Origin of the sequence: Gluconobacter sp. P5H9_a (genome assembly GCF_018812085.1) — a bacterium.
GTDB lineage: Bacteria > Pseudomonadota > Alphaproteobacteria > Acetobacterales > Acetobacteraceae > Gluconobacter.
On the sequence record NZ_JACRVW010000001.1, the window covers coordinates 184,775 to 203,512 of the forward strand.

The following is an 18,738-nucleotide window of genomic DNA, read 5'->3' on the forward strand; positions in this document are numbered from 1 at the left end:
ACCCACGCGTTCTCCAGCACGCAGAGCCGTGGACTTACACAACGCCTTTGAGCAGTCGTTTGGTATAATCGCTTGGAGAGTATCCGGTGTTTTTCCTGAAAGCCGCAGCAAAAGCACCGAGACTTTCATAACCTACAGCAGCAGCTACAGAAGTGACGCTTTCGCCGCGCGCCAGTTTTTCCTGAGCGCTCAGAATACGCAACCTCTGGCGCCAGGTCGAAAAAGACATGCCGGTATCAGCGGTAAAATGGCGCACGAAAGAGCGGAGTGACATCCCGGCCAGCTTTGCCCAGTCCTGCTGCTCTCGTGTATCGGCCGGATGAATGCTCAATGCTTCTGTCACTTGCTTCAACCTGACGTCTTTGGGGGCTGGTAGTGCTACCGGACAACGAGGAATAGACAGAAGTTCATCCCAGAAGCTTGCAGCCAATCGAGCGGTACGGTCGTCCCATGTACTGCTGATGATAGCTACTGACAGACGTTCCGCCTGAGCTGTTATCAGACGTGTGCTGTCTGCAATAAAAGGTTTGGTGGGGAGAAAAATGCATCTGTCTTCTCTGAGATAGAAGCTCCAGCCCGAAATCGCACCATGGGAGCGCGCTTCATGATTGGTTTTTGGTGGAACCCAGAGAAATTGTCTTGGACCGATCAGCCAGTACGACTCTTCAGTCTTTATGATCATAACCCCGCGCTCTACCCCAATAATTTGACCGGTTTTGTGGATGTGAAGGTCGGTCACGCGACGTTGGGGCTGACTGATATGCCTGGTTGTTAGCCAAGGACAAGCGATATTGGCGGAGTGCATATGTAGGCCCGACTAGGAAATTTTGGCGTATAACAGTTGTATTATGGCACATTCCCGAGAGTGCGCCACATTTTCCTACGTTAAAGTCTCTGTGTTGGATGCCACAAGACCAAAGGAAGTTTTCATGTCATTGAGACATCACGAGCGGACGATCCGCCAAATGTTCTCTACGTTTACGGATTTTAACTCAGAGATCAGCGCGCTCTCTGATTTTATGACACCAGATTATCGACAGCGTGTTGATGGAAATGAGATGACGCTGGACGCCTTCCTAAGGCATGCGAATGCTCTAAGAAGCGGCCTTTGTAGGCTGGAAATCAGTATTAAGCATGTCGTCTGTGAGGGTGATAGGGCAGCTACTGTCCATTTGGCGCGTGCTATACGCCACTCTGGTGAGTGTAGTCTGATTAAGGTTATCGCTTTTTATGAATTTCGTGAGGAGCGTATCTGCCTCGTGGATGAACTGACGCATGTTCTTGAGGGTGGACAGAACGATAAAGCGCTTGGATCGCTACAGTAACGGGTAGTTATGATATTTCAATCATTATCATGAGGTGTCATTTATGGCAGCGGCTTGTTTCTAGTGTTGCGCAGTCATGGAGACATCACAGGCTAGAAGGTGGCCGCAATGATATGGGACCAGTCGGTTATGATCTCGGCTGTTTTTATAGCTCTTTGAAAAAAGCGAGACTGTAATGCAAGTTGGGAGTTCCGGGAGGAGGCTGTGAAATAAGACGGTCTTCTTTTTGCTAACCGCCACATCCGTATCATCTGGTTTGCGTGTTTATTTTTAAACCTCGTTAGTGTCGTCATCAAAATTCTAAAGTGGCGAAGTGCAGATAATGTTTTCACATTAAATTCTCTCCACAAAAAAAGCACATTAAAAACAATTGGTTATAGGGAGGCGTTCTTCCAAACACTATCTTTGAAAAAATTGTACGCATTGGGCGGTTATATTTTCCTGTTGTTGTCTTCAATTGTACCTATTTTTCAGCACGTCATTCGTCTCTTGTAATTTGCATACCGGCGGTAAAAGGCGAACAATGTGCCTCAAAGAGTGGGGGCCAATCGATAGAAAGTGTACTGACTTCGACGCCTTGGAACGTTCTAACAGGACAAGGAACAGAATTATGATTGAAAATTTTAATAAGAATGAAATTTACAATAATAAAAACGTCGAAGCTGAAACGATCCTGAAGCATAGACTTTTTGGTATGGTTTTAGGTTTGTTTCTAGCTCATGCATATGTAGCTCTGGCACTTTATTACACATACATAGATGACAAAAATCATTTCCACACAAGCTGGATGGCTTTGTTCGGTTGCTTTGTTTCATCCATGATATTTTTGTATCATATTGGTATTTCAAAAGCGATTTCTGAAAGAGAAAACGGAGTTTACGGAAAGTATCTCTCTCCTTTCATGTCATCCTCTCTATGGGGTTTCGTTTTATTGGCGATAACCGTCATAACGATTGTTCAGGGACAAACTTGGTTCTCGCCATATGAATATCTTGCATGGCCTATGGCATTTGCATCCATATTTGTTGGGTATTTTATCGGGCCAGCGCTCGATCGATTTTTCGGGTTTCTTATGAATTTTTCCAGAAAATAATTAAGAATTCCGTAAATGCAGAATAAAAAAATATTGGATAGGTGGAGTGAATATACGGCCCAATATAATGGGCCTATGTACCTTGCAATAGTAGAAGCTCTGGCATCGTCAATTCGGGAGGGTATCATTCATGGTTCTGAAAGACTTCCTACCCAGCGAGATATAGCTGCTGCGCTCGGGACAAATCTTACAACTGTGACGCGAGCATTCAGAGAGGCGCATCGCCGTGGGCTCATTAATGCAACGGTGGGGCGAGGAACCTTTGTAAGGATGGGAGCTGAAGTCAGTCACTGGCGCTCTCCCAAAGCGGCAATTGTTGATATGACGATGAATCTGCCGCCAATACCGCAGAATCCGCCACTTCAGCGCATTATGCAGCGTGATCTTGCTGCACTTTTGAAAAAGCAGGATATCGCCAACCTTATGTCCTACCGCGTCACAGGGGGAACATTGGAAGAGCGCCAGCAAGCGGTAAAATGGATTGAACCCGTTATGGGATCAAGGCGCTCAGATGACGTGTTGGTAGTCCCTGGTGCACAGACGGCTTTGGCGGCGGCGATGAGTATTCTGGCAGGTCCGGGAGATATAATATTAACTGACCGTATTACCTATTCTGGAATACGCACTGTCGCAGATCAACTCGGTCTTATTCTGGTCGGGGTAGATGGTGATGAAAACGGGTTTCTACCTGAGCAGCTGGAAACGGCCTGCCGACAATATCGACCAAAAGCCATATATTGTATCCCTTCTATTCAAAATCCGACGACGGTGACGATGTCATTGGAACGCCGTAAGCAGGTCTTAAGGATCGCTCATGACAACCGTTTGTATGTCGTAGAAGATGATCCCTACAGCTTGTTGTATGATAATCCCATTCCTGCACTGGCTGCGCTTGATCATGGCCGAGTGATCTATGTGTCGACGTTGGCAAAGGTACTGAGCCCAGGCTTGAGAACAGCCTATGTTGCACTGCCAAACGCTGAAATGACCAGACGTTTTTCTATAGCAGTCCGCGCATTTGCTCTGACAAATGCGGGACTATTGAGTGCACTGACATTGCGATGGATGCAGACAGGGCAGTCGAAAGAGATATTAGTATCGATTAAGCAGGAATTACGCCTCAGACAGTCTATTGCCCGAAAAATTTTAGGAGACGGTCATGGGATGGACCCGAATGGCCCGCATGTGTGGCTAAAGTTGCCTGAGTGGTGGACTAGCGTGGATTTTGTATCATATGCGCGCCATCGTGGTATTGCACTGGTCCCGAGTAATGTTTTTGCCGTGGATGGTGATGCGCCCCAAAGAGCTAGAATTTCTCTTGGGAGTATCGATAATATTTCTAATCTTGAAAATTCATTGCATGATATTGTGACTATTCTTAGTCACAAGAGATCTACAGATTTCCTGTCTATCGTATAAATCGAAGAAGCAGGAATTTCCTTGCTTGCGAGATTTATCCAGTAAAAACTTTTTTCAATATTCCGGGAGGTGGCCGGTCTAAGCCTGTCCTCTCTTGATGGTGATCGTGGTCTCATACCTGAACCGGGGTAGCATGACGAAAGCAACAGAGGGCTTATGCTCAAGTGCTTGATCATGATCATTCAGTTGTGCCCGACCACAAATGCGGCAGCCTTGACCTGCTCTTCGAGAAACAGACACCGTCGTCAAGGAGTGTGGAAGCAAGAGTGCATCCACCCCCGATGAGGCGAGATGTGACAAATGCACATCATTGAATGTCACATCTAAGCCAGAAATAACATTAATATCATCGAAATATGAAAATACTCACTTTTACGATGTTCCGTTAGGTGCTGTAACGTTAAAGACACCCCTCCCGAATGACCCTGCTCACGGACGGAAGAAGACCCTATGACGCAGTCCCTTGATGTTTCACGACGGCTCAGCGGAGAAGCGCTGACCAATTTCATTGCAACCATCTCTGCAACGGGTGGTCTGCTTTTCGGATATGATACGGGAATCATATCCTCGGCGCTTTTGCAGATACGTGAGCAGTTTCATCTCGATACGATCGGGTCAGAGATTGTGACCTCTGCCATTATTCTCGGCGCGTTGATTGGCTGTCTTGGTGCGGGTGGCATTTCTGACCGGTTTGGTCGTCGTCGGACTGTGATGCTTGCTGCCGCTTTGTTTCTGGTTGGAACAGCATTGGCATCGGCGGCCCAAGGGGTCACAGTACTTATCGTCTCACGTCTGATTCTAGGGCTTGCGATCGGCGCGGCGTCCCAGATTGTCCCGATCTACATTGCAGAAATTTCGCCGCCGAACCGTCGCGGACGACTGGTTGTTGGTTTCCAGCTTGCGATTGTATCGGGCGTTACGATTTCCTTCCTGACTGGCTATTTCCTGCGAGACAGCAGCTGGCGGATCATGTTCGGCATCGGCATGCTGCCTGCACTGATCCTTTTTGTCGGGATGGGATTTCTGCCAAACAGCCCACGGTGGTTAGCCCTTAAGGGGCGGACGGACGAAGCTCTGGCTGTCCTGCGTCGCGTACGGCCTTCAGAAGAAGTGGCCCAGAATGAACTTCAGGCCATCATAGACAACCATGACGAGCAGGCTCCCTGGTCTGAACTCGCCAAGCCCTGGGTTCGTCCGGCTCTTATTGCTTCTGTTGGTATCGCTCTGCTGTGTCAGCTAACGGGTATCAACGCGGTTCTGTACTATGCCCCAACCATTTTTGCAGATGCCGGGTTTGGTCAGGAATCTGCGCTTTTGACGTCAGTTGCTGTTGGCCTGGCGATGGTCTGCGCTACGATCTTCGGTGGCTGGGCCGTTGATAACTGGGGCCGCCGGACGCTGATTCTACGCCTGCTGCCCGGTGCAGTTATTTCCCTGATCGTGCTCGGAGCAATGTTTGCGCTGCACATGAAAGGCGGTGTTGGCGCATGGATCACGGTTCTGGCGATCATGGGTTACACGATCTGCAACACGGGTAGCCTGTCAGTTGCAGTCTGGCTGGTTGGCGCTGAGGTTTATCCGCTGTCCTGCCGTGGCAAGGGCATGAGCCTTGTTGCGGGCAGCCATTGGGGGGCAGATCTGCTGATCTCTCTGACAACCCTGTCTCTTGTTGAGGGTTTGGGCGCACACATGACGTTCTGGCTTTTCGCTCTCGTCAATGCAGGCGCCTTTCTGTTCGTGCTGCGTTATGTGCCGGAGACCAAAGGCCAGTCCTTGGAACAGCTTGAAAAGAGCCTTCGGAATGGAACTTTTGCTCCCGTTCACAAGTCCTGAAAGCTGAACGTATTACTTTTGACGCGAAAAACCGGCCTTTCAAAGAGGTCGGTTTTTTTTGTGCACGTTTAGAGTCGGCCGATTGAACTGTAATCAAAGCCGGCGGCCCGCATGCTTGCGGGGTCCCAGATGTTTCTCAAATCCGCAATGGCTTTTCCGCGCATGGCTTTGCTCAGGCGTTCCGGGTCAATGGCGCGGAATACGTTCCATTCCGTGAGAACGACCAGAATGTCAGCGTTGGTCGCTGCTTCCAGCGCGTCTCCGCAATAGACAACCCCGTCAGGCAGGAGCGAGCGTGCAGCTTCCATTCCCTCAGGATCGAAGGCCTGAATCCGGGCTCCTGCTTCATGCAGATGGGTAAGGATAGGCAAAGAAGCTGCCTCGCGCATATCGTCGGTATCTGGCTTGAAGGTTAGACCCAGAACTCCCACCGTCTTGCCTTGGACAGTACCGCCAGCCTGAGCAATGATGCGTTCAGCCATCCGACTTTTGCGGTCTTCGTTTACGGCTACGGTGGCTTCGACCAAACTGGATGGGGCTCCTGCATCATTTGCGATGGCTGTTAGAGCGCGTGTATCCTTCGGGAAACAGGACCCCCCATAACCCGGGCCCGGATGCAGAAAACGCCCGCCAATGCGTTGATCCAGACCCATGCCACGCGCAACATCATGGACATTGCCTCCCACTTTTTCGCAGAGATCAGCCATCTCGTTGATGAAGGTGACTTTCATGGCGAGAAAGGCATTTGCGGCGTATTTGGTGAGTTCCGCCGTTTCGAGGTCTGTAATGACGATAGGCGCTTCAATCAGATGCAGGGGGCGATAGACTTCACGCATGATCCTTGTCGCACGTTCGCCTTCGTCGGAACCGGATGTATCAATCCCGATGATCACGCGATCCGGGCGCATGAAATCTCCGATAGCGTTACCTTCTCGGAGGAATTCAGGATTTGATGCGACGTCAAACGTGAGCTCAGGGCGCGTTTCCCTTAGAATTCGTGCAACTTCACGGCCTGTTCCAACCGGAACCGTAGATTTCGTGACGACGAGCAGGCCCTCTTTGGCAGAGCTGGCGATTTCTTCCGTTGCTGCATAGACGTAGGTCAGGTCTGCGTGGCCGTCGCCGCGCCGGGTCGGGGTGCCAACGGCGATAAAGACGGCGTCTGCACCATTGATAGCGGTTGACAGATCATCCCCAAATGTAAGGCGGCCGGTCTCGGTATTCTTGGCGACAATAGCGTCCAAACCGGGCTCATAAATGGGAATACGGCCCTCACGCAGGGCTGCCAGTTTCTTGGGGTCCCGCTCGACAACGGCTACGTCTGAACCGAATTCGGCAAAGCATGCACCGGAAACCAGCCCGACGTAACCACCACCGATCATTGCTATACGCATAACAGAAACTCTCCAGGCGCTATGCGGTCTGCATAACCTGCGTACATTGACGGAGCAAATTGAGGCCGCTCCATGAACCAGGATGATGTGTCATTGCGTGGGGCGGGCGCAGGCATTGGAAGATGCAAAGGATCGGAGGGCAGCAGGCAGAACAGTCAGCTCGTTGGAGTCCGCCAAAAGGTCACGCCCTTTCTTCGACCACTTCGCAATGCTCAGATCGGGACTGTCAAACCGCCCACTGACACGTACGGGGATATCGAGTGCAAAGAAACTTGTGGAGAACGGCCGGCTCGCAAACACAAGGTCCAACCATCGGCGGTTTAAATCAAAATCTGCCTTCGCGGCCAGAACACCGGCGCTGGTCTTCAGCCGGAGAGGAACAACTTTTCCGATCCCCTGATGCATCTCCAGAACACCCAGCATGCAGGTGATCGGTGTGGTCCCTTTTGCATGACGGAACAGCAGCCGAAGATCCATGGACGCGGCTTCCACGATCTCTCGGGCAATTTCTCCTTTTTCCATACTGACCGCTGCGACCAGATCAGCTTTCCGTGTGGCCTCGTTCAGGGTGCGGACATTATTCGCCGAAGCAATGATGCGGATCGACAGGCTGCCTTTTACCGGAACTGGGGCTAGACCCGCAGTGCGGCGAAGGCGGTCAATGTCGCCATGGGAGAGAGCGATGTTTGCCGTAACACGGGAGCGGCCGCCTTGATCTTCCATGTGTCCGTTGGCCTGAAGTCCCGCTCCCAGATAGCCTAGTGCGAGGGTGCTGACATCAATGCGGCCAGGTGTCTGAGACGCGTCCAGCTTCAACTTGGCAAACGTCAGAGTGTTGTAAAGGATCTCATCAGCAGTGAGTTTGACGTGCAGAACCGGGTCAGGTTTTGCGGGGGCAATCAGGGGGATATCGGTTGGCCCAGAGGATTTTCCGGATGAGAGTGCTTTATTGAGATCATTAAGATCTACCCGGCCCAGATTCAGGTCTGTTGAAATGATATCGGGCTTTCCTTTGCCACCTTCGTTCAGATCAAAGGTCCCACTTTTGATTTTGGTGCTTTGGAAGTTTCCCGTGGCATTGGTGAGATGCCAGTTGTCTCCGGCATGACTAAAGGTGCCATTAAGAGTCAGGGGAATAACGGGATGGGTGTCTGGTAGCCCTGCCAGCGCAAAAATTGGCGCAGAGGTCGGCGTGGAAAGGGTAATATTGCCTTTCACGCCCTCAAAGTTCAGAGCATCCGTGAGGGTGCCATCAAAGTCGATAGCAAGATCCCCGGACGTAACATGGGCTTTTGCCCCGTATGGCTCTGGGGCGCGACGTAGGACCTTGAGGGGCTGCATGGTGGCATCGAGCGTGACGGGTGTGCCGTTGTATGCGCCCTGAAAAGCCATGCTTAGGGGAGACGCATCATTTTCGGACTGAAAAGTCACATGCTGCATGGTGACTGGGTATGAGGCGCCCTTTGCGGAGCGATAAGTAACATCGCTCTCGTTGATTGTGGCGTTGCGAAGTCCTGGGAACCAGCTCAGGTCAGGCTTGTCCGAAGGCGGCGGTTGGGTATCTGCGGTATCGGAAGTTTTATGGGACTTGAAGCGCCAGTTAGGTGTTCGGTCTGGGGTTCTTTCAAAGAGACCTGAGAAATGGTCAATCGTGACATCGCGTGTTTCAAGTGGCCCATGCAGAAGCGAGGTTAGCCGTATTCGGGCATGCAGGGCACCTACACTCACCATATCTGGTCGACTGCCGCCGGGAATATTGGCCAGATGCAGGTCCTTGGCGTCTATCGTGATCCACTGGCCAGGGCTAAGGCGTAATGAGCCGATTTTGACCGTTCGACCCGTGGCTTTTTCGAGCTTCTGTGTTGCAAGTGCCGAGAAATCTTTCTGGTCGATCCAGAGCCAGCCGCCTCCGATGATCGCACTGCAAACGACAAGAAAGCCGAGGAACGCTCCAAGAAGCCATTTCAACAAGAGAAAGTCTTTCCAAATACCGAATATAAAATTCTATAATAACTGGAAGATCTCTAGAGTGGGAGAGTTCGTCTGGAAAAAATAATTTTCCAGAACATTTCATTGGGTTTCAGGTGAATGCTGTTCAGAATGTTGACTGAATGCGCCCGACGACCGCATCGCCGTTGCGACCATAGAGGTTAACGGTGGCGGAAGAACGACTGACGATGAAGTGGTTATAGTCCAGCATGAATTTAAAATAGCGGTTGGGATACCAGCTTAGGCCCGTTGCCCAGACAGTCTGCTGTCCGCCACGGACGCCATCTGCATCTCCTATGCGGCTGTTGAGATCAGCGACGCTATAACGGGCTGCAATTTCCAGAGCTCCCCAACGATCATGCAGGGGATCAAATTCCTGATCCGGAGAGACGCCGGGGGCAAGGAAACCTCCTTCCTGGATGCTGTAACGCCGTGGGTTTCCAAAAAGCGTGTATCCAACAGCACCATACCACCCCTGGAATCCGAGTGAGGGTAAACCCTCTGTGCGTTCAACACCGATGCGATAATACTCAGCCTTTATCAGAAGTCGTTTCCAGCGCAGCGCGAACTCCGGCCCTGCTGACCAGAGTTGAGCAACATTATTGATGGCGCCCGTCGTCATAAGGATGGATTCGCCCAGATTGATTTCCGGGCGTTGGGCAAACGTATAACTGCGGCCTGTCGTGCTCTTGGCAACCTTGAAAGATGCGATGGAGGAGATGCCGACATGCATGTCCACGTCTTTGGTTACAACTGGGCGGCCTGCGACACGGAAGGTTCCACCTGTCTGACTATCCGTGATCTCGTCCCCGACACTGGCATAATAGCCGCGCTCGTTGCGATTGCCCCATTCCTGCCCGGTGAAGTACCCTCCAATCCACCAGCGATCGGCATAGTGCATACCTCCCACGCTGAATCTGGCATCGTTGGCGGCAATCGTGCGAACAAGGTCAATGATTGCAGGGCGCTCAACAAACATGAAGTCGTTCGAGCTCTCTGCATCTTCTTCCGTCACACGGGGTTGAAAATACCCAACGGTCAGGACGGTGTTATGCAGCCCTGCATAGTTGATGTTGGCTTCGTAAAGGCCAACCTGACCATCATGGTTGCCATGCCCGAAGTCAGGTGTGACGTTTGCAACCCAGTCCTTATAGCGGAAGGTAAACGGAATCCGGAGGCGTCTACTGTTGGATGTAAAGCTGTTGAAATTGCCTCGCTCTTCGCCATTTCTGTGCGAAATGCTTGGGAAGCCGCCAAAATCTTCCTGAAACGCTAAACCAATGGACAAAGAATAGGCGCCATCGGCTGTCTTGAATGTCGGACGCCCGTTCGGGAAGCCAATCTTGATTCCTCCGACGCTGACTTCCTCATCCTGAGCGGTAGCGGCCTGGAAATCCTGCCAGGAGGTCACGATGCCTCGGTCTGATGGCGGCGTGTCTTGCGGATGGACGCCTGGCCGATGGATTGTCAGTGGAGCAATGGCAGGCATGACCTGAAGAAGCGGAGGCGGCGGAAGAAAGCTTGCGCGCTGCCTGTAGGGATTTGCTTCTGTTTCTTCGCGCTGGTGTGCCAGAACGGCCCGAGCCTGTCTAAGTTCTTCGTTTCGCTCTTTCCGGAGTTTCTGGACCTCCGCCTGCATTGCCCTGATCTGGCGCTCCATGATTTCCAGTCTGTCGGCAGCGAAAACGGGGAAAGTGGAAGCAAGAGACAGTAAAAACGTTGCTGTTGCTAGAAAACTCAGGCGGGTCAAAGAGACAATCATAAGCGAAAGGGCGTCCTGGAAAGGCAGCTCATCTGTCGGGGCCAAGATCGCAGGCATACTGCAAGCGAGGATTTTCTGTTTAGACAGAAATCACAATGAGGTGCGTATCATTGTGCGACAAATAGAGGGCTACGGTAGACGCCACTGTTTCTTGTCTGAGGCTCCATCAATGAAAAAGGCGGGGCATGGTCCATGACCCGCCCCGCCTGAAAAATGGTGAAGTGTTAGAAACCAGCCTGAATTCGGGCTGCAATCGAGTTGCCACTGCGGCCGTACAGGTTGGTCGCCTGCATGCTGCGAGACACGATGAAGTGGCTGTAGTCCAGCATGAGGCGGAAATGGCGATTGGGATACCAGTTCAGGCCGCCGGTCCAGACTGTTTGCTGACCACCGCGAATGACATTCTTGGCGTTTGCATCATTCAGGCCACTATTGAGGTCAATGACACTGTAGTGGCCGACGACTTCAAGAGCCCCCCATTGATCGAGCGCCGGATTGAATTCCTCGTTAGCCTTTACGCCGGGACCACCAAAAGCACCTTCCTTAATGTTGTACATGCGAGGGTCACCGAAGATTGTATAGGCTGCTGACCCGTACCAGCCTTGAAACCCTGCGGATTTCAGACCGGGGCCAGAACGCTCGACGCCAACGTGATAGTACTCACCTTTGACAATCAGACGTTTCCAGCGGATGCCCAGTTCGGGGCCAGCAGCCCAGACCTGGGCAGCATTTGTGATTCCTCCTGTTGCCGCGAGATTAGCCTCTCCAATGTCGAATTCAGGACGCTGGCCGAAGGATGTTGACCGTGTACAATGGTTTGCATCTGCTCCTGTGTTGCAGGCAACCTTGAAGGCTGAAATGGCAGACGCTCCAACATGGACGTCCACGTCCTTTGTGACCACAGGTCGGCCAGCGACACGGAGTGTGGCGCCTGTCTGACTATCAACGGTATTGGCGTTGCCGCCGCCATAATAGGTGCTGCCGTTGTCAGAGGCGTTGCGGTGTCCCCATTCCTGCCCCGTGAAGTATCCTGCAACCCACCAGCGCTTTTCATAATGCAGGCCGCCCACGCTGAAGCGCGCATCGCCAGCCGCAATGTTGCGGACCATGTCAGTGATGCTCGGACGTTCAAGTGTGAAGAAGTCATTCGAGCTTTCGGAATCTTCCTCCGTCACGCGAGGCTGGAAGTAACCAGCAGTCAGGACTGTGTTGCGAAAACCTGTGTAGTTCAGGTTGCCCTCGTACAGGCCGACATAACCATCATTATGGTTCGCCCCAAAATCAGGCGTAACGGCTGCAACCCAGTTCTTGTAGCGGAACATGAACGGGATACGCAGGCGTCGCAGATTGGAAGTAAAGCTGTTGAAAGCACCACGGCTTTCGCCTGCCCGTGGGCCTGCATTGAAGAATCCGCCAAAGTCTTCATGGAAGGCCAGTCCAATGGAGAAAGCATACGCGCCATCGGAAGACTGAATGGTTGGACGGCCTTTGGGAAAGCCAATTTTCACGCCACCAACCGTGACTTCCTCGTCCTGAGACGTCGCGCGCTGGAAGTCGGCCCATGAACTGACATCTGCACGGTCCGAAGCCGCACGGCCACTGTCCGGACTACCAGTCCCTTGGCGAACAGTGATTAGGGGGGTAGTGGGTTGTGGTGGGGAGCCAATATAGCGGCTACGTTGATTGTAAGGGTTATTTTCCGCTTCTTCACGCTGACGGGCAAGGACGGCTCTGGCTCGCTTGATCTCGTCGTTATGCTCTTTCTTCAGGGCATTCAACTGCGCCTGCATCGCGTGAATCTGGCGTTCCATGATTTCCATCTGGTCAGCCGCATGGGCATGACCAACGAACGTTCCAAAAGACATCAGGGTCGAAGTCGCCAGAAGGGCTGTTGCTCTTCGAACAGAAAAAGTCATTGCCGTGGTGCATCCTTGCATGAATGGCAGGTGATCCACAGCGGAGGTATCTGATTTCGTTTTTTGAAGAGTGGGAAGGTTTCATGACGGTAAAAAGACTCATTTATGACAAACCCTGTCATGTCTTTGAAAATGTGTGTCTTTTAGAAACGGGCTGCATTTTCCCATTGTTGAATGCTTTAAGGGGAATGGACCATGGGTGTGTTATTTACGCATCAGGCACTCTGAGCCTGTCATGAAACTATCATGTGCCACCCTCTGTTTCCCTTGGAAGGGTGGGGCTAGTACATAACTCCGTTTACCAATGCCCGGTTAGGGATCATCATGATTAAGAACAAGCTCGCGCTTTTCGGTTTTGTCGCAATGACGGCCCTTGGTTCTGTCTCGCTGTCTTCTGCCCGTGCTGAGGAGATTACGGGTGCAGGCTCCAGCTTCGCAGCCCCCATCTACGGGGCGTGGGGGGCCGCTGCCAAAACTCAGATCGGGGTGAACGTAAATTATCAGAGCGTCGGCTCCAGCGCTGGCCAGGATCAGGTTATTGCCCGGACCGTCGATTTCGGCGCTTCTGACAAGCCGATGGCTGCGGATCGTCTGGCTGCTGAACACCTGTATCAGTTCCCGACCGTGATGAGCGGCATTGTCGTCGTTGCCAATGTTCCGGGAATCGAGGCTGGCAGCCTGCATCTGGATGGTCCGACGCTTGCCGCTCTGTACGATGGCGACATCACGGAGTGGGATGATGATCGCATCAAGGCTCTGAATCCGGGTTTGAAGCTGCCGGAAACAGATGTCGCTCCGGTTCATCGTGCTGATGGTTCGGGCACAAGCTTTGTCTTCACGTCCTATCTGTCTCAGGTCTCCCCGGAATGGAAGCAGAAGCTGGGCGCTGGCACGTCAATCGCATGGCCGGGCGGTTCTGGCGCCCGCGGCAATGATGGTGTGGCAGCGATGGTCAAGCAGACGGAAGGTGGCATCGGCTATGTCGAGTATTCCTATGCTGCACAGAATCATCTGAATATTGCCCAGATGAAGAACCATGCCGGCGCATTTATTTCTCCAACGCTTCAGAGTTTTGCTGAAGCTGCGAATGCGGCTGACTGGACCCATGCTGACCATTATGCCGTTAACCTGCTCGATACGGCAGGCGCAGGGGCTTGGCCGATTGTGACGGCAACGTTCGTTCTGGTTCCAACCAACCCGAAGGATGCAAAGGTCGCCAAGGCTGTTCGTGACTTCTTCGCCTGGGGATTTCAGAATGGTGATGCGGACAATGCCCGCCTTGACTATGTCGGCCTCCCCAAAAGCGTGAAGGACAGCGTACTGGCAGGCTGGGGGAAATAATCTTCCGGTCGTCCCTGTTTTCCTGATCATTTCTGCTTTTTCGGGGATGGTCAGAGCGCATAAAAAGGCGTTGAGTACCGAAACGGGCTTCTCTCCACTGAGGGGCCCGTTTTCCTGTTTATCGCCCTGTCTGACGTGGTGTACTTTTGTCCACTTCCTCCGCCTCTGATGCCCCTGTAACGACCCTTTCGCCGGTCGTTCGGATTTTGATCGGTCTTATCTTCATTCTCGGACCGGTTTCGACAGATATGTATTTGCCAGCATTTCCCATGCTGGAACATGATCTGGGGCAGGGAGCTGGTTCAGCCCAGTTAACGCTGACAGCCTGGCTCGCCGGGCTAGCAATTGGGCAGTTTACGCTTGGCCCTCTTTGTGACCGCTATGGCCGTAAATTGCCGCTTTTGCTGGGGCTGGTGGTGTATGTTATCGCTTCCGCTCTTCTGGCGGTGGTCACGAATTTTCACCTATTCTGCATTCTACGTTTCATCGCTGCGATGGGAGGGGCGACAACGTCCGTAGCGCCACGAGCTATGGTGCGTGACGTTGCCACTGGACCGGCTGGCGTGAAGCTGATGTCCCAGTTGATGCTGATTTTTGGTCTTGGGCCGCTTCTGGCGCCATCCATCGGTAGCTTTTTGCTCGATCTGGGCGAGTGGAGGCTGATTTTCTGGGTTGGGGCAGGCTTTGGAGTGTTCCTGTTCATTGGAACGTGGTTCCTGCTGCCAGACACGTTTCCGCCAGAGAAGCGGTTTGCGCTCCCTTTTACAGGCGTGGTCGCCCGGTATTGGGGCTTGATTACAGAGCCACTGTTCTGCTCTGCCGCCATGGTCGCAAGCTTCGGCACCTTTACGATGTTTGCCTATCTTTCCAATGCACCAGCTCTTTTTGAGGGCATTCTGCATTTCTCGCCGCGCTTGTTCGCCATCTTCTTCGGGCTGAACGCTGTAGGCTTTGTCTTGGGGTCACAGATCAACGCACGGATGGCGCAGCGCTTTCTGTTTACCAGAGTCATGGAATACGGGATGCTAGCTGTTCTGACCTTTACACTGCTTAGTGTGCTGGTCTGTTCGCTGGGGCTGGTTGGGCCACAAAATCCCTGGATACTCTGTATCCTGATTTTCTGTACGACGTCGTCGCTCGGATTTGTCGGGCCAAACGCTGGTGTTCTGGCCCTGACGCATCACGGGCATCAGGCAGGAGCAGCATCTGCCCTGATTGGTACACTGAACTGGACCATCGCAGGAGGTGCAGGCGTTTTAATGGCGCTGCTACCGTCACACTGGATCGGGTCCACATCAGTGGGCATGATGATCGGAATCATGGGCTGTTGGATCAGCGACTTGTGGCGTCGTCGTCTGGATCCGAATTCCTACTTGTCCGTTCGTCACTGAAACCCTGCCTGCGAACAGCCAAGGCGTAACCAAAGGCTAAAATTCAGCCTTTGGAAGAAACGCGGTCAGCTGCAACAGTAGCGATCATCAGAGCGCCGATAACAGGCACGAATGCGACCATTGAGAACTGGGCGAGAAGATTGGTTGGCAGGCCGATCAGGTGGATCAGGGTCATGGACGTCATGGAAGTTTTCTCCGTTTTACTTGCCGTTGATGGCGTGGGACGGGAGAAACTCCAGAAACCACTGTCAAAGCAACAAATGAAGATGCGGGATCAGACCTGCGTTTAACGCATAAATCCCTGCCAGAACTTTGCTGCAATTCATGAAAAGCAGTCTCCTGAGCTGAAACAGCGATTATTTCACGTTTCAGTTCAGGGGTGTTCTATTGTCGCTTCCATTGTAATTTAGGGCATCAAAATTTGGGAACCGGCACATTCGCGCAATAAAATTGCGCAAGGCCTCAATTTTTCATGGGAGACGAAAGAGAAAGCCCGTCGCGTCTTAGCCCGTGCCAACTGAGAAGTGTGTCCGCCAGAAAGAAGAAAAGAGCGCCAACGGTGCAGGCCAGAGCTATGCCGAAAAAGGCTAGCAGCCATGTGGATGTGCTTGCATCGCGCAGCGAGCCGACAAAAAGAGCCATTGCCGCGCCGCAGGTCGAGGCCCCGCCGATGGCGTTGAGCATGATGGCTGCGTCCAGAACGAAGATTCGCCGATGGAGTCTGAGCTCATGAGCGGCCAGTCGTGCCGGTGTATAGAAAGGGTCTGGCGTATCGGTATCAGAAGGCGGAGCGGCCAGTTTTTTTCGTACGTCTTCGAGGTGATCTGCCACGCGAGCAAGGCGTGTGTTGAAGACGTTGATGAGTGTTCCAATGCCCGAAAGCATGAAAACCGGCGTCAGCGCGACTTGAATCAGATGGGCGGCACTATCGACCGCATCGGGGTCATAAGAAACAGGAAAAGGCATACCGCTCTCTATACTGTATCTTCCGAGAGCGAAAAGATGGCGTGCTCTGGAAAACATACCCCCGGATGGAGTAGGGAAAGACGACCATTTTCAGAGATGCCTGTCTTATGCCGATTTATCCCCGTCTATTGCGCTCCGCCTGTGCGATGCTTGGCCTGGGGATTGGTATGGCTCCGCTGGCATTCGGGCAGGCCGTGATGCATTGCTCGGGAACAGCGGCACAAGTTGAATTCGCCTGCCACACCTGGACGGAAATCGACCGCTCCGTTCATGGCGGTACGGATACTATTATCATTCCTGTCGGTGGTACGGAGCAAAGCGGGCCTTACATGGCTGTCGGCAAGCATAATGTGCGGGCGCAGGTTCTGGCGGACGAAATTGCCAGACAGGCCGGGCAGACGTTTGTGGCCCCCGTCATTGCCTATGTGCCGGAAGGTTCAACCTCCCCGCGAACCTCTCACATGCGTTTTCCGGGAACGATTTCCGTACCGCCTGCCGTGTTTGAGGGAATGCTGATAGGTGCCGCTGAAAGCTTTCGTGTGCAGGGTTTCCGGAAAATCGTTTTTCTCGGAGATCATGGGGGCTATCAGGCGTCCATGGCGCATGTGGCTCAGGAGCTGAACACGCGATGGAAGGGTCAGGCAGCAGTTCTGGACCTGCGCGATTATTATGAAGTTATTCCCCATCAGTATGCTGATGCCCTGAAAGCGCAGGGTCATGCAGCAGAAGTGGGTATGCATGCGGAGCTGAGCGATACGTCCCTGATGCTGGCCGTGGATCCGTCCCTGGTCCGTCAGGAAGCGCTTCGCACCGCTCCAAAACCCAGTGTCACCGATGGCGTTTATGGCGGGGATCCGCGCCAGGCTACGCCCGGACTGGGACGTATCGGCACAGAGATGCAGATACGCACCGCTGTAACGGCACTTCAGTCCTTCAACAGGAGCCATCCATGAATTTCAAGACCCCCCTTCTGGCGGCGCTGACGCTGCTGGGAGCCTCTGCGGCGCACGCCCAGACCACGGCTCCTGCGGATGCAAGTGCACCGATTCCTGTGCCTCCGGCCCCGGCGGCTCCAGCAGCTCCGCCAGCTATGGTGCCTGTCTCAGCGCCAGCACCTGCTGTCGCATCTGTTCCTGTGGCCGCTCCGGTTGCTTCAGATGCGGTGCAGACCATTCCGGGCATGCCAGCCGTGATTGATCCGCACAATATTTATAGCGAGACCACGCCGTCCCATATTTCCCCGGCGATCGCTCATGATCCGGCGCGGGTTTATGTCCCGAACCTGCGTGGAAATAGTGTCTCCGTTATTGATCCGGTGTCTTTTCAGGTTGTGGATACCTACCCCGTTGGTCGCTCCCCGCAGCACGTCGTGCCATCCTGGGATCTGCGGACGCTTTGGGTGACCAACAACAGTGAGGGACGTCCGGATGGCTCCCTGACGCCGATCGACCCTGCGACCGCAAAGCCCGGCGCAAATATCGCAGTGGACGATCCTTACAACATGTACTTCACCCCAGATGGCAAGTACGCGATCACGGTGGCTGAAGCCCACAAGCGTCTTGATTTCCGCGACCCGCACACGATGGAGCTAAAGGGCTCAGTCGAGACGCCGGAGTGCAAAGGCGTCAATCACGCTGATTTCTCCATTGACGGCAAGTACGCGATCTTCACCTGCGAGTTTGGCGGTTATGTTGCCAAGGTCGATACCGTGAACCTGAAGATGATCGGTATGCTGAAGCTGTCCAAGGGTGGAATGCCGCAGGATATTCTGACAGCTCCAGACGGACATAAGTTCTATGTCGCCGACATGATGGCTGACGGTGTGTTCGTCGTGGATGGTGACTCTTTTACGGAAACCGGCTTCATCCCAACGGGTATCGGCACGCATGGCCTGTATCCGAGCCGTGATGGCAAGGTCATGTACGTGGCGAACCGCGGCTCCCATCGCATTCACGGCAAGCGCGGTGGCCCGGGTGGAGTGTCCATCATCGATTTCGCGACGGACAAGGTCATCAAGACCTGGGTAATTCCGGGTGGCGGCAGCCCGGATATGGGCAATGTCAGTGCAGACGGAAAGCTACTCTGGCTATCAGGTCGTTTTGACGATGTGGTTTATGCCATCGACACGGATACGGGTGCTGTCCGCAAGATCCCTGTTGGGGCAGAACCGCATGGCCTGACCGTCTGGCCGCAGCCAGGCCGTTACAGTGTGGGTCACACTGGCATTCTGCGCTGATCTGAGATGAGTGATGATGGAGACGTCAGTTGATGTCTCTATTCTTGAAAGCCTGGCAGAAATGCCGGGCTTT

Annotated in this window: 15 protein-coding genes; 8 read left to right on the plus strand and 7 right to left on the minus strand. The window is 53.1% G+C overall.

Translation table 11 applies throughout. The features are described from left to right. Positions 1–34: 34 nt before the first annotated feature. Positions 35–805: an AraC family transcriptional regulator gene (locus KP708_RS00800; protein ID WP_215749788.1), complete on the minus strand. Its 771-nt coding sequence runs from the start codon at positions 803–805 to the stop codon at positions 35–37. A gap of 124 nt (positions 806–929) precedes the next feature. Between KP708_RS00800 and KP708_RS00805 the strand changes: the two genes are divergently transcribed. The 4 genes from KP708_RS00805 (at position 930) to KP708_RS00820 (ending at position 5,670) form a co-directional block, all read left to right on the plus strand. After that, positions 930–1,325: a nuclear transport factor 2 family protein gene (locus KP708_RS00805; RefSeq protein ID WP_215749790.1), complete on the plus strand. Its 396-nt coding sequence runs from the start codon at positions 930–932 to the stop codon at positions 1,323–1,325. A 610-nt stretch (positions 1,326–1,935) separates the two neighbouring features. Further along, positions 1,936–2,418: a hypothetical protein gene (locus KP708_RS00810; protein WP_215749792.1), complete on the plus strand. Its 483-nt coding sequence runs from the start codon at positions 1,936–1,938 to the stop codon at positions 2,416–2,418. Between the two features lie 15 nt (positions 2,419–2,433). Then, complete coding sequence (locus tag KP708_RS00815; RefSeq protein WP_215749794.1) at positions 2,434–3,837, plus strand: PLP-dependent aminotransferase family protein; 1,404 nt, start codon at positions 2,434–2,436, stop codon at positions 3,835–3,837. A 450-nt stretch (positions 3,838–4,287) separates the two neighbouring features. After that, positions 4,288–5,670, plus strand: a complete 1,383-nt coding sequence (locus tag KP708_RS00820; RefSeq protein ID WP_215749796.1) for a sugar porter family MFS transporter — start codon at positions 4,288–4,290, stop codon at positions 5,668–5,670. 68 nt (positions 5,671–5,738) lie between these two features. Here KP708_RS00820 and KP708_RS00825 read toward each other — a convergent pair whose 3' ends face one another. From KP708_RS00825 to KP708_RS00840, 4 genes are all read right to left on the minus strand, one after another. Further along, positions 5,739–7,052, minus strand: coding sequence for a UDP-glucose/GDP-mannose dehydrogenase family protein (locus KP708_RS00825; protein ID WP_305798406.1), 1,314 nt, complete (start codon positions 7,050–7,052; stop codon positions 5,739–5,741). A 102-nt stretch (positions 7,053–7,154) separates the two neighbouring features. Further along, positions 7,155–9,032: an AsmA-like C-terminal region-containing protein gene (locus tag KP708_RS00830; RefSeq protein WP_252347326.1), complete on the minus strand. Its 1,878-nt coding sequence runs from the start codon at positions 9,030–9,032 to the stop codon at positions 7,155–7,157. A gap of 127 nt (positions 9,033–9,159) precedes the next feature. Continuing rightward, the gene (locus tag KP708_RS00835) at positions 9,160–10,815 is read right to left on the minus strand and encodes a porin (protein ID WP_215749802.1); all 1,656 of its coding nucleotides are present in this window, start codon (positions 10,813–10,815) and stop codon (positions 9,160–9,162) included. 224 nt (positions 10,816–11,039) lie between these two features. Beyond that, the gene (locus tag KP708_RS00840) at positions 11,040–12,731 is read right to left on the minus strand and encodes an OprO/OprP family phosphate-selective porin (protein WP_215749804.1); all 1,692 of its coding nucleotides are present in this window, start codon (positions 12,729–12,731) and stop codon (positions 11,040–11,042) included. A 324-nt stretch (positions 12,732–13,055) separates the two neighbouring features. Between KP708_RS00840 and pstS the strand changes: the two genes are divergently transcribed. Together pstS and KP708_RS00850 are read left to right on the plus strand one after the other, a co-directional pair. Next, positions 13,056–14,072, plus strand: coding sequence for a phosphate ABC transporter substrate-binding protein PstS (gene pstS / locus KP708_RS00845; RefSeq protein ID WP_202206972.1), 1,017 nt, complete (start codon positions 13,056–13,058; stop codon positions 14,070–14,072). 146 nt (positions 14,073–14,218) lie between these two features. Beyond that, positions 14,219–15,463, plus strand: a complete 1,245-nt coding sequence (locus tag KP708_RS00850; protein WP_215749806.1) for a multidrug effflux MFS transporter — start codon at positions 14,219–14,221, stop codon at positions 15,461–15,463. A 43-nt stretch (positions 15,464–15,506) separates the two neighbouring features. Here the strand turns inward: KP708_RS00850 and KP708_RS00855 are convergent, their stop codons facing one another. Continuing rightward, positions 15,507–15,647 (minus strand): hypothetical protein, encoded by a 141-nt coding sequence (locus KP708_RS00855; RefSeq protein WP_157091237.1) that lies wholly within the window; start codon positions 15,645–15,647, stop codon positions 15,507–15,509. 278 nt (positions 15,648–15,925) lie between these two features. Then, complete coding sequence (locus tag KP708_RS00860) at positions 15,926–16,429, minus strand: DUF2721 domain-containing protein (protein ID WP_215749808.1); 504 nt, start codon at positions 16,427–16,429, stop codon at positions 15,926–15,928. Positions 16,430–16,536: 107 nt separating this feature from the next. On the opposite strand from KP708_RS00860, the gene KP708_RS00865 reads away from it, so the two are divergent. Together KP708_RS00865 and KP708_RS00870 are read left to right on the plus strand one after the other, a co-directional pair. Continuing rightward, positions 16,537–17,382: a creatininase family protein gene (locus tag KP708_RS00865; protein WP_215749810.1), complete on the plus strand. Its 846-nt coding sequence runs from the start codon at positions 16,537–16,539 to the stop codon at positions 17,380–17,382. Further along, positions 17,379–18,665: a YncE family protein gene (locus KP708_RS00870; RefSeq protein ID WP_215749812.1), complete on the plus strand. Its 1,287-nt coding sequence runs from the start codon at positions 17,379–17,381 to the stop codon at positions 18,663–18,665. The genes KP708_RS00865 and KP708_RS00870 overlap by 4 nt, the downstream gene beginning before the upstream one ends. Positions 18,666–18,738 lie beyond the last annotated feature (73 nt).

Excerpts from the sequence above, each read along its gene's own strand:
- KP708_RS00800 (WP_215749788.1), bottom strand. The coding sequence starts at position 805 with ATGCACTCCGCCAATATCGCTTGTCCTTGGCTAACAACCAGGCATATC.
- KP708_RS00805 (WP_215749790.1), top strand. The coding sequence starts at position 930 with ATGTCATTGAGACATCACGAGCGGACGATCCGCCAAATGTTCTCTACG.
- KP708_RS00810 (WP_215749792.1), top strand. The coding sequence starts at position 1,936 with ATGATTGAAAATTTTAATAAGAATGAAATTTACAATAATAAAAACGTC.
- KP708_RS00815 (WP_215749794.1), top strand. The coding sequence starts at position 2,434 with ATGCAGAATAAAAAAATATTGGATAGGTGGAGTGAATATACGGCCCAA.
- KP708_RS00820 (WP_215749796.1), top strand. The coding sequence starts at position 4,288 with ATGACGCAGTCCCTTGATGTTTCACGACGGCTCAGCGGAGAAGCGCTG.
- KP708_RS00825 (WP_305798406.1), bottom strand. The coding sequence starts at position 7,052 with ATGATCGGTGGTGGTTACGTCGGGCTGGTTTCCGGTGCATGCTTTGCC.
- KP708_RS00835 (WP_215749802.1), bottom strand. The coding sequence starts at position 10,815 with ATGATTGTCTCTTTGACCCGCCTGAGTTTTCTAGCAACAGCAACGTTT.
- KP708_RS00840 (WP_215749804.1), bottom strand. The coding sequence starts at position 12,731 with ATGACTTTTTCTGTTCGAAGAGCAACAGCCCTTCTGGCGACTTCGACC.
- pstS (WP_202206972.1), top strand. The coding sequence starts at position 13,056 with ATGATTAAGAACAAGCTCGCGCTTTTCGGTTTTGTCGCAATGACGGCC.
- KP708_RS00855 (WP_157091237.1), bottom strand. The coding sequence starts at position 15,647 with ATGACGTCCATGACCCTGATCCACCTGATCGGCCTGCCAACCAATCTT.
- KP708_RS00860 (WP_215749808.1), bottom strand. The coding sequence starts at position 16,429 with ATGCCTTTTCCTGTTTCTTATGACCCCGATGCGGTCGATAGTGCCGCC.
- KP708_RS00865 (WP_215749810.1), top strand. The coding sequence starts at position 16,537 with ATGCCGATTTATCCCCGTCTATTGCGCTCCGCCTGTGCGATGCTTGGC.
- KP708_RS00870 (WP_215749812.1), top strand. The coding sequence starts at position 17,379 with ATGAATTTCAAGACCCCCCTTCTGGCGGCGCTGACGCTGCTGGGAGCC.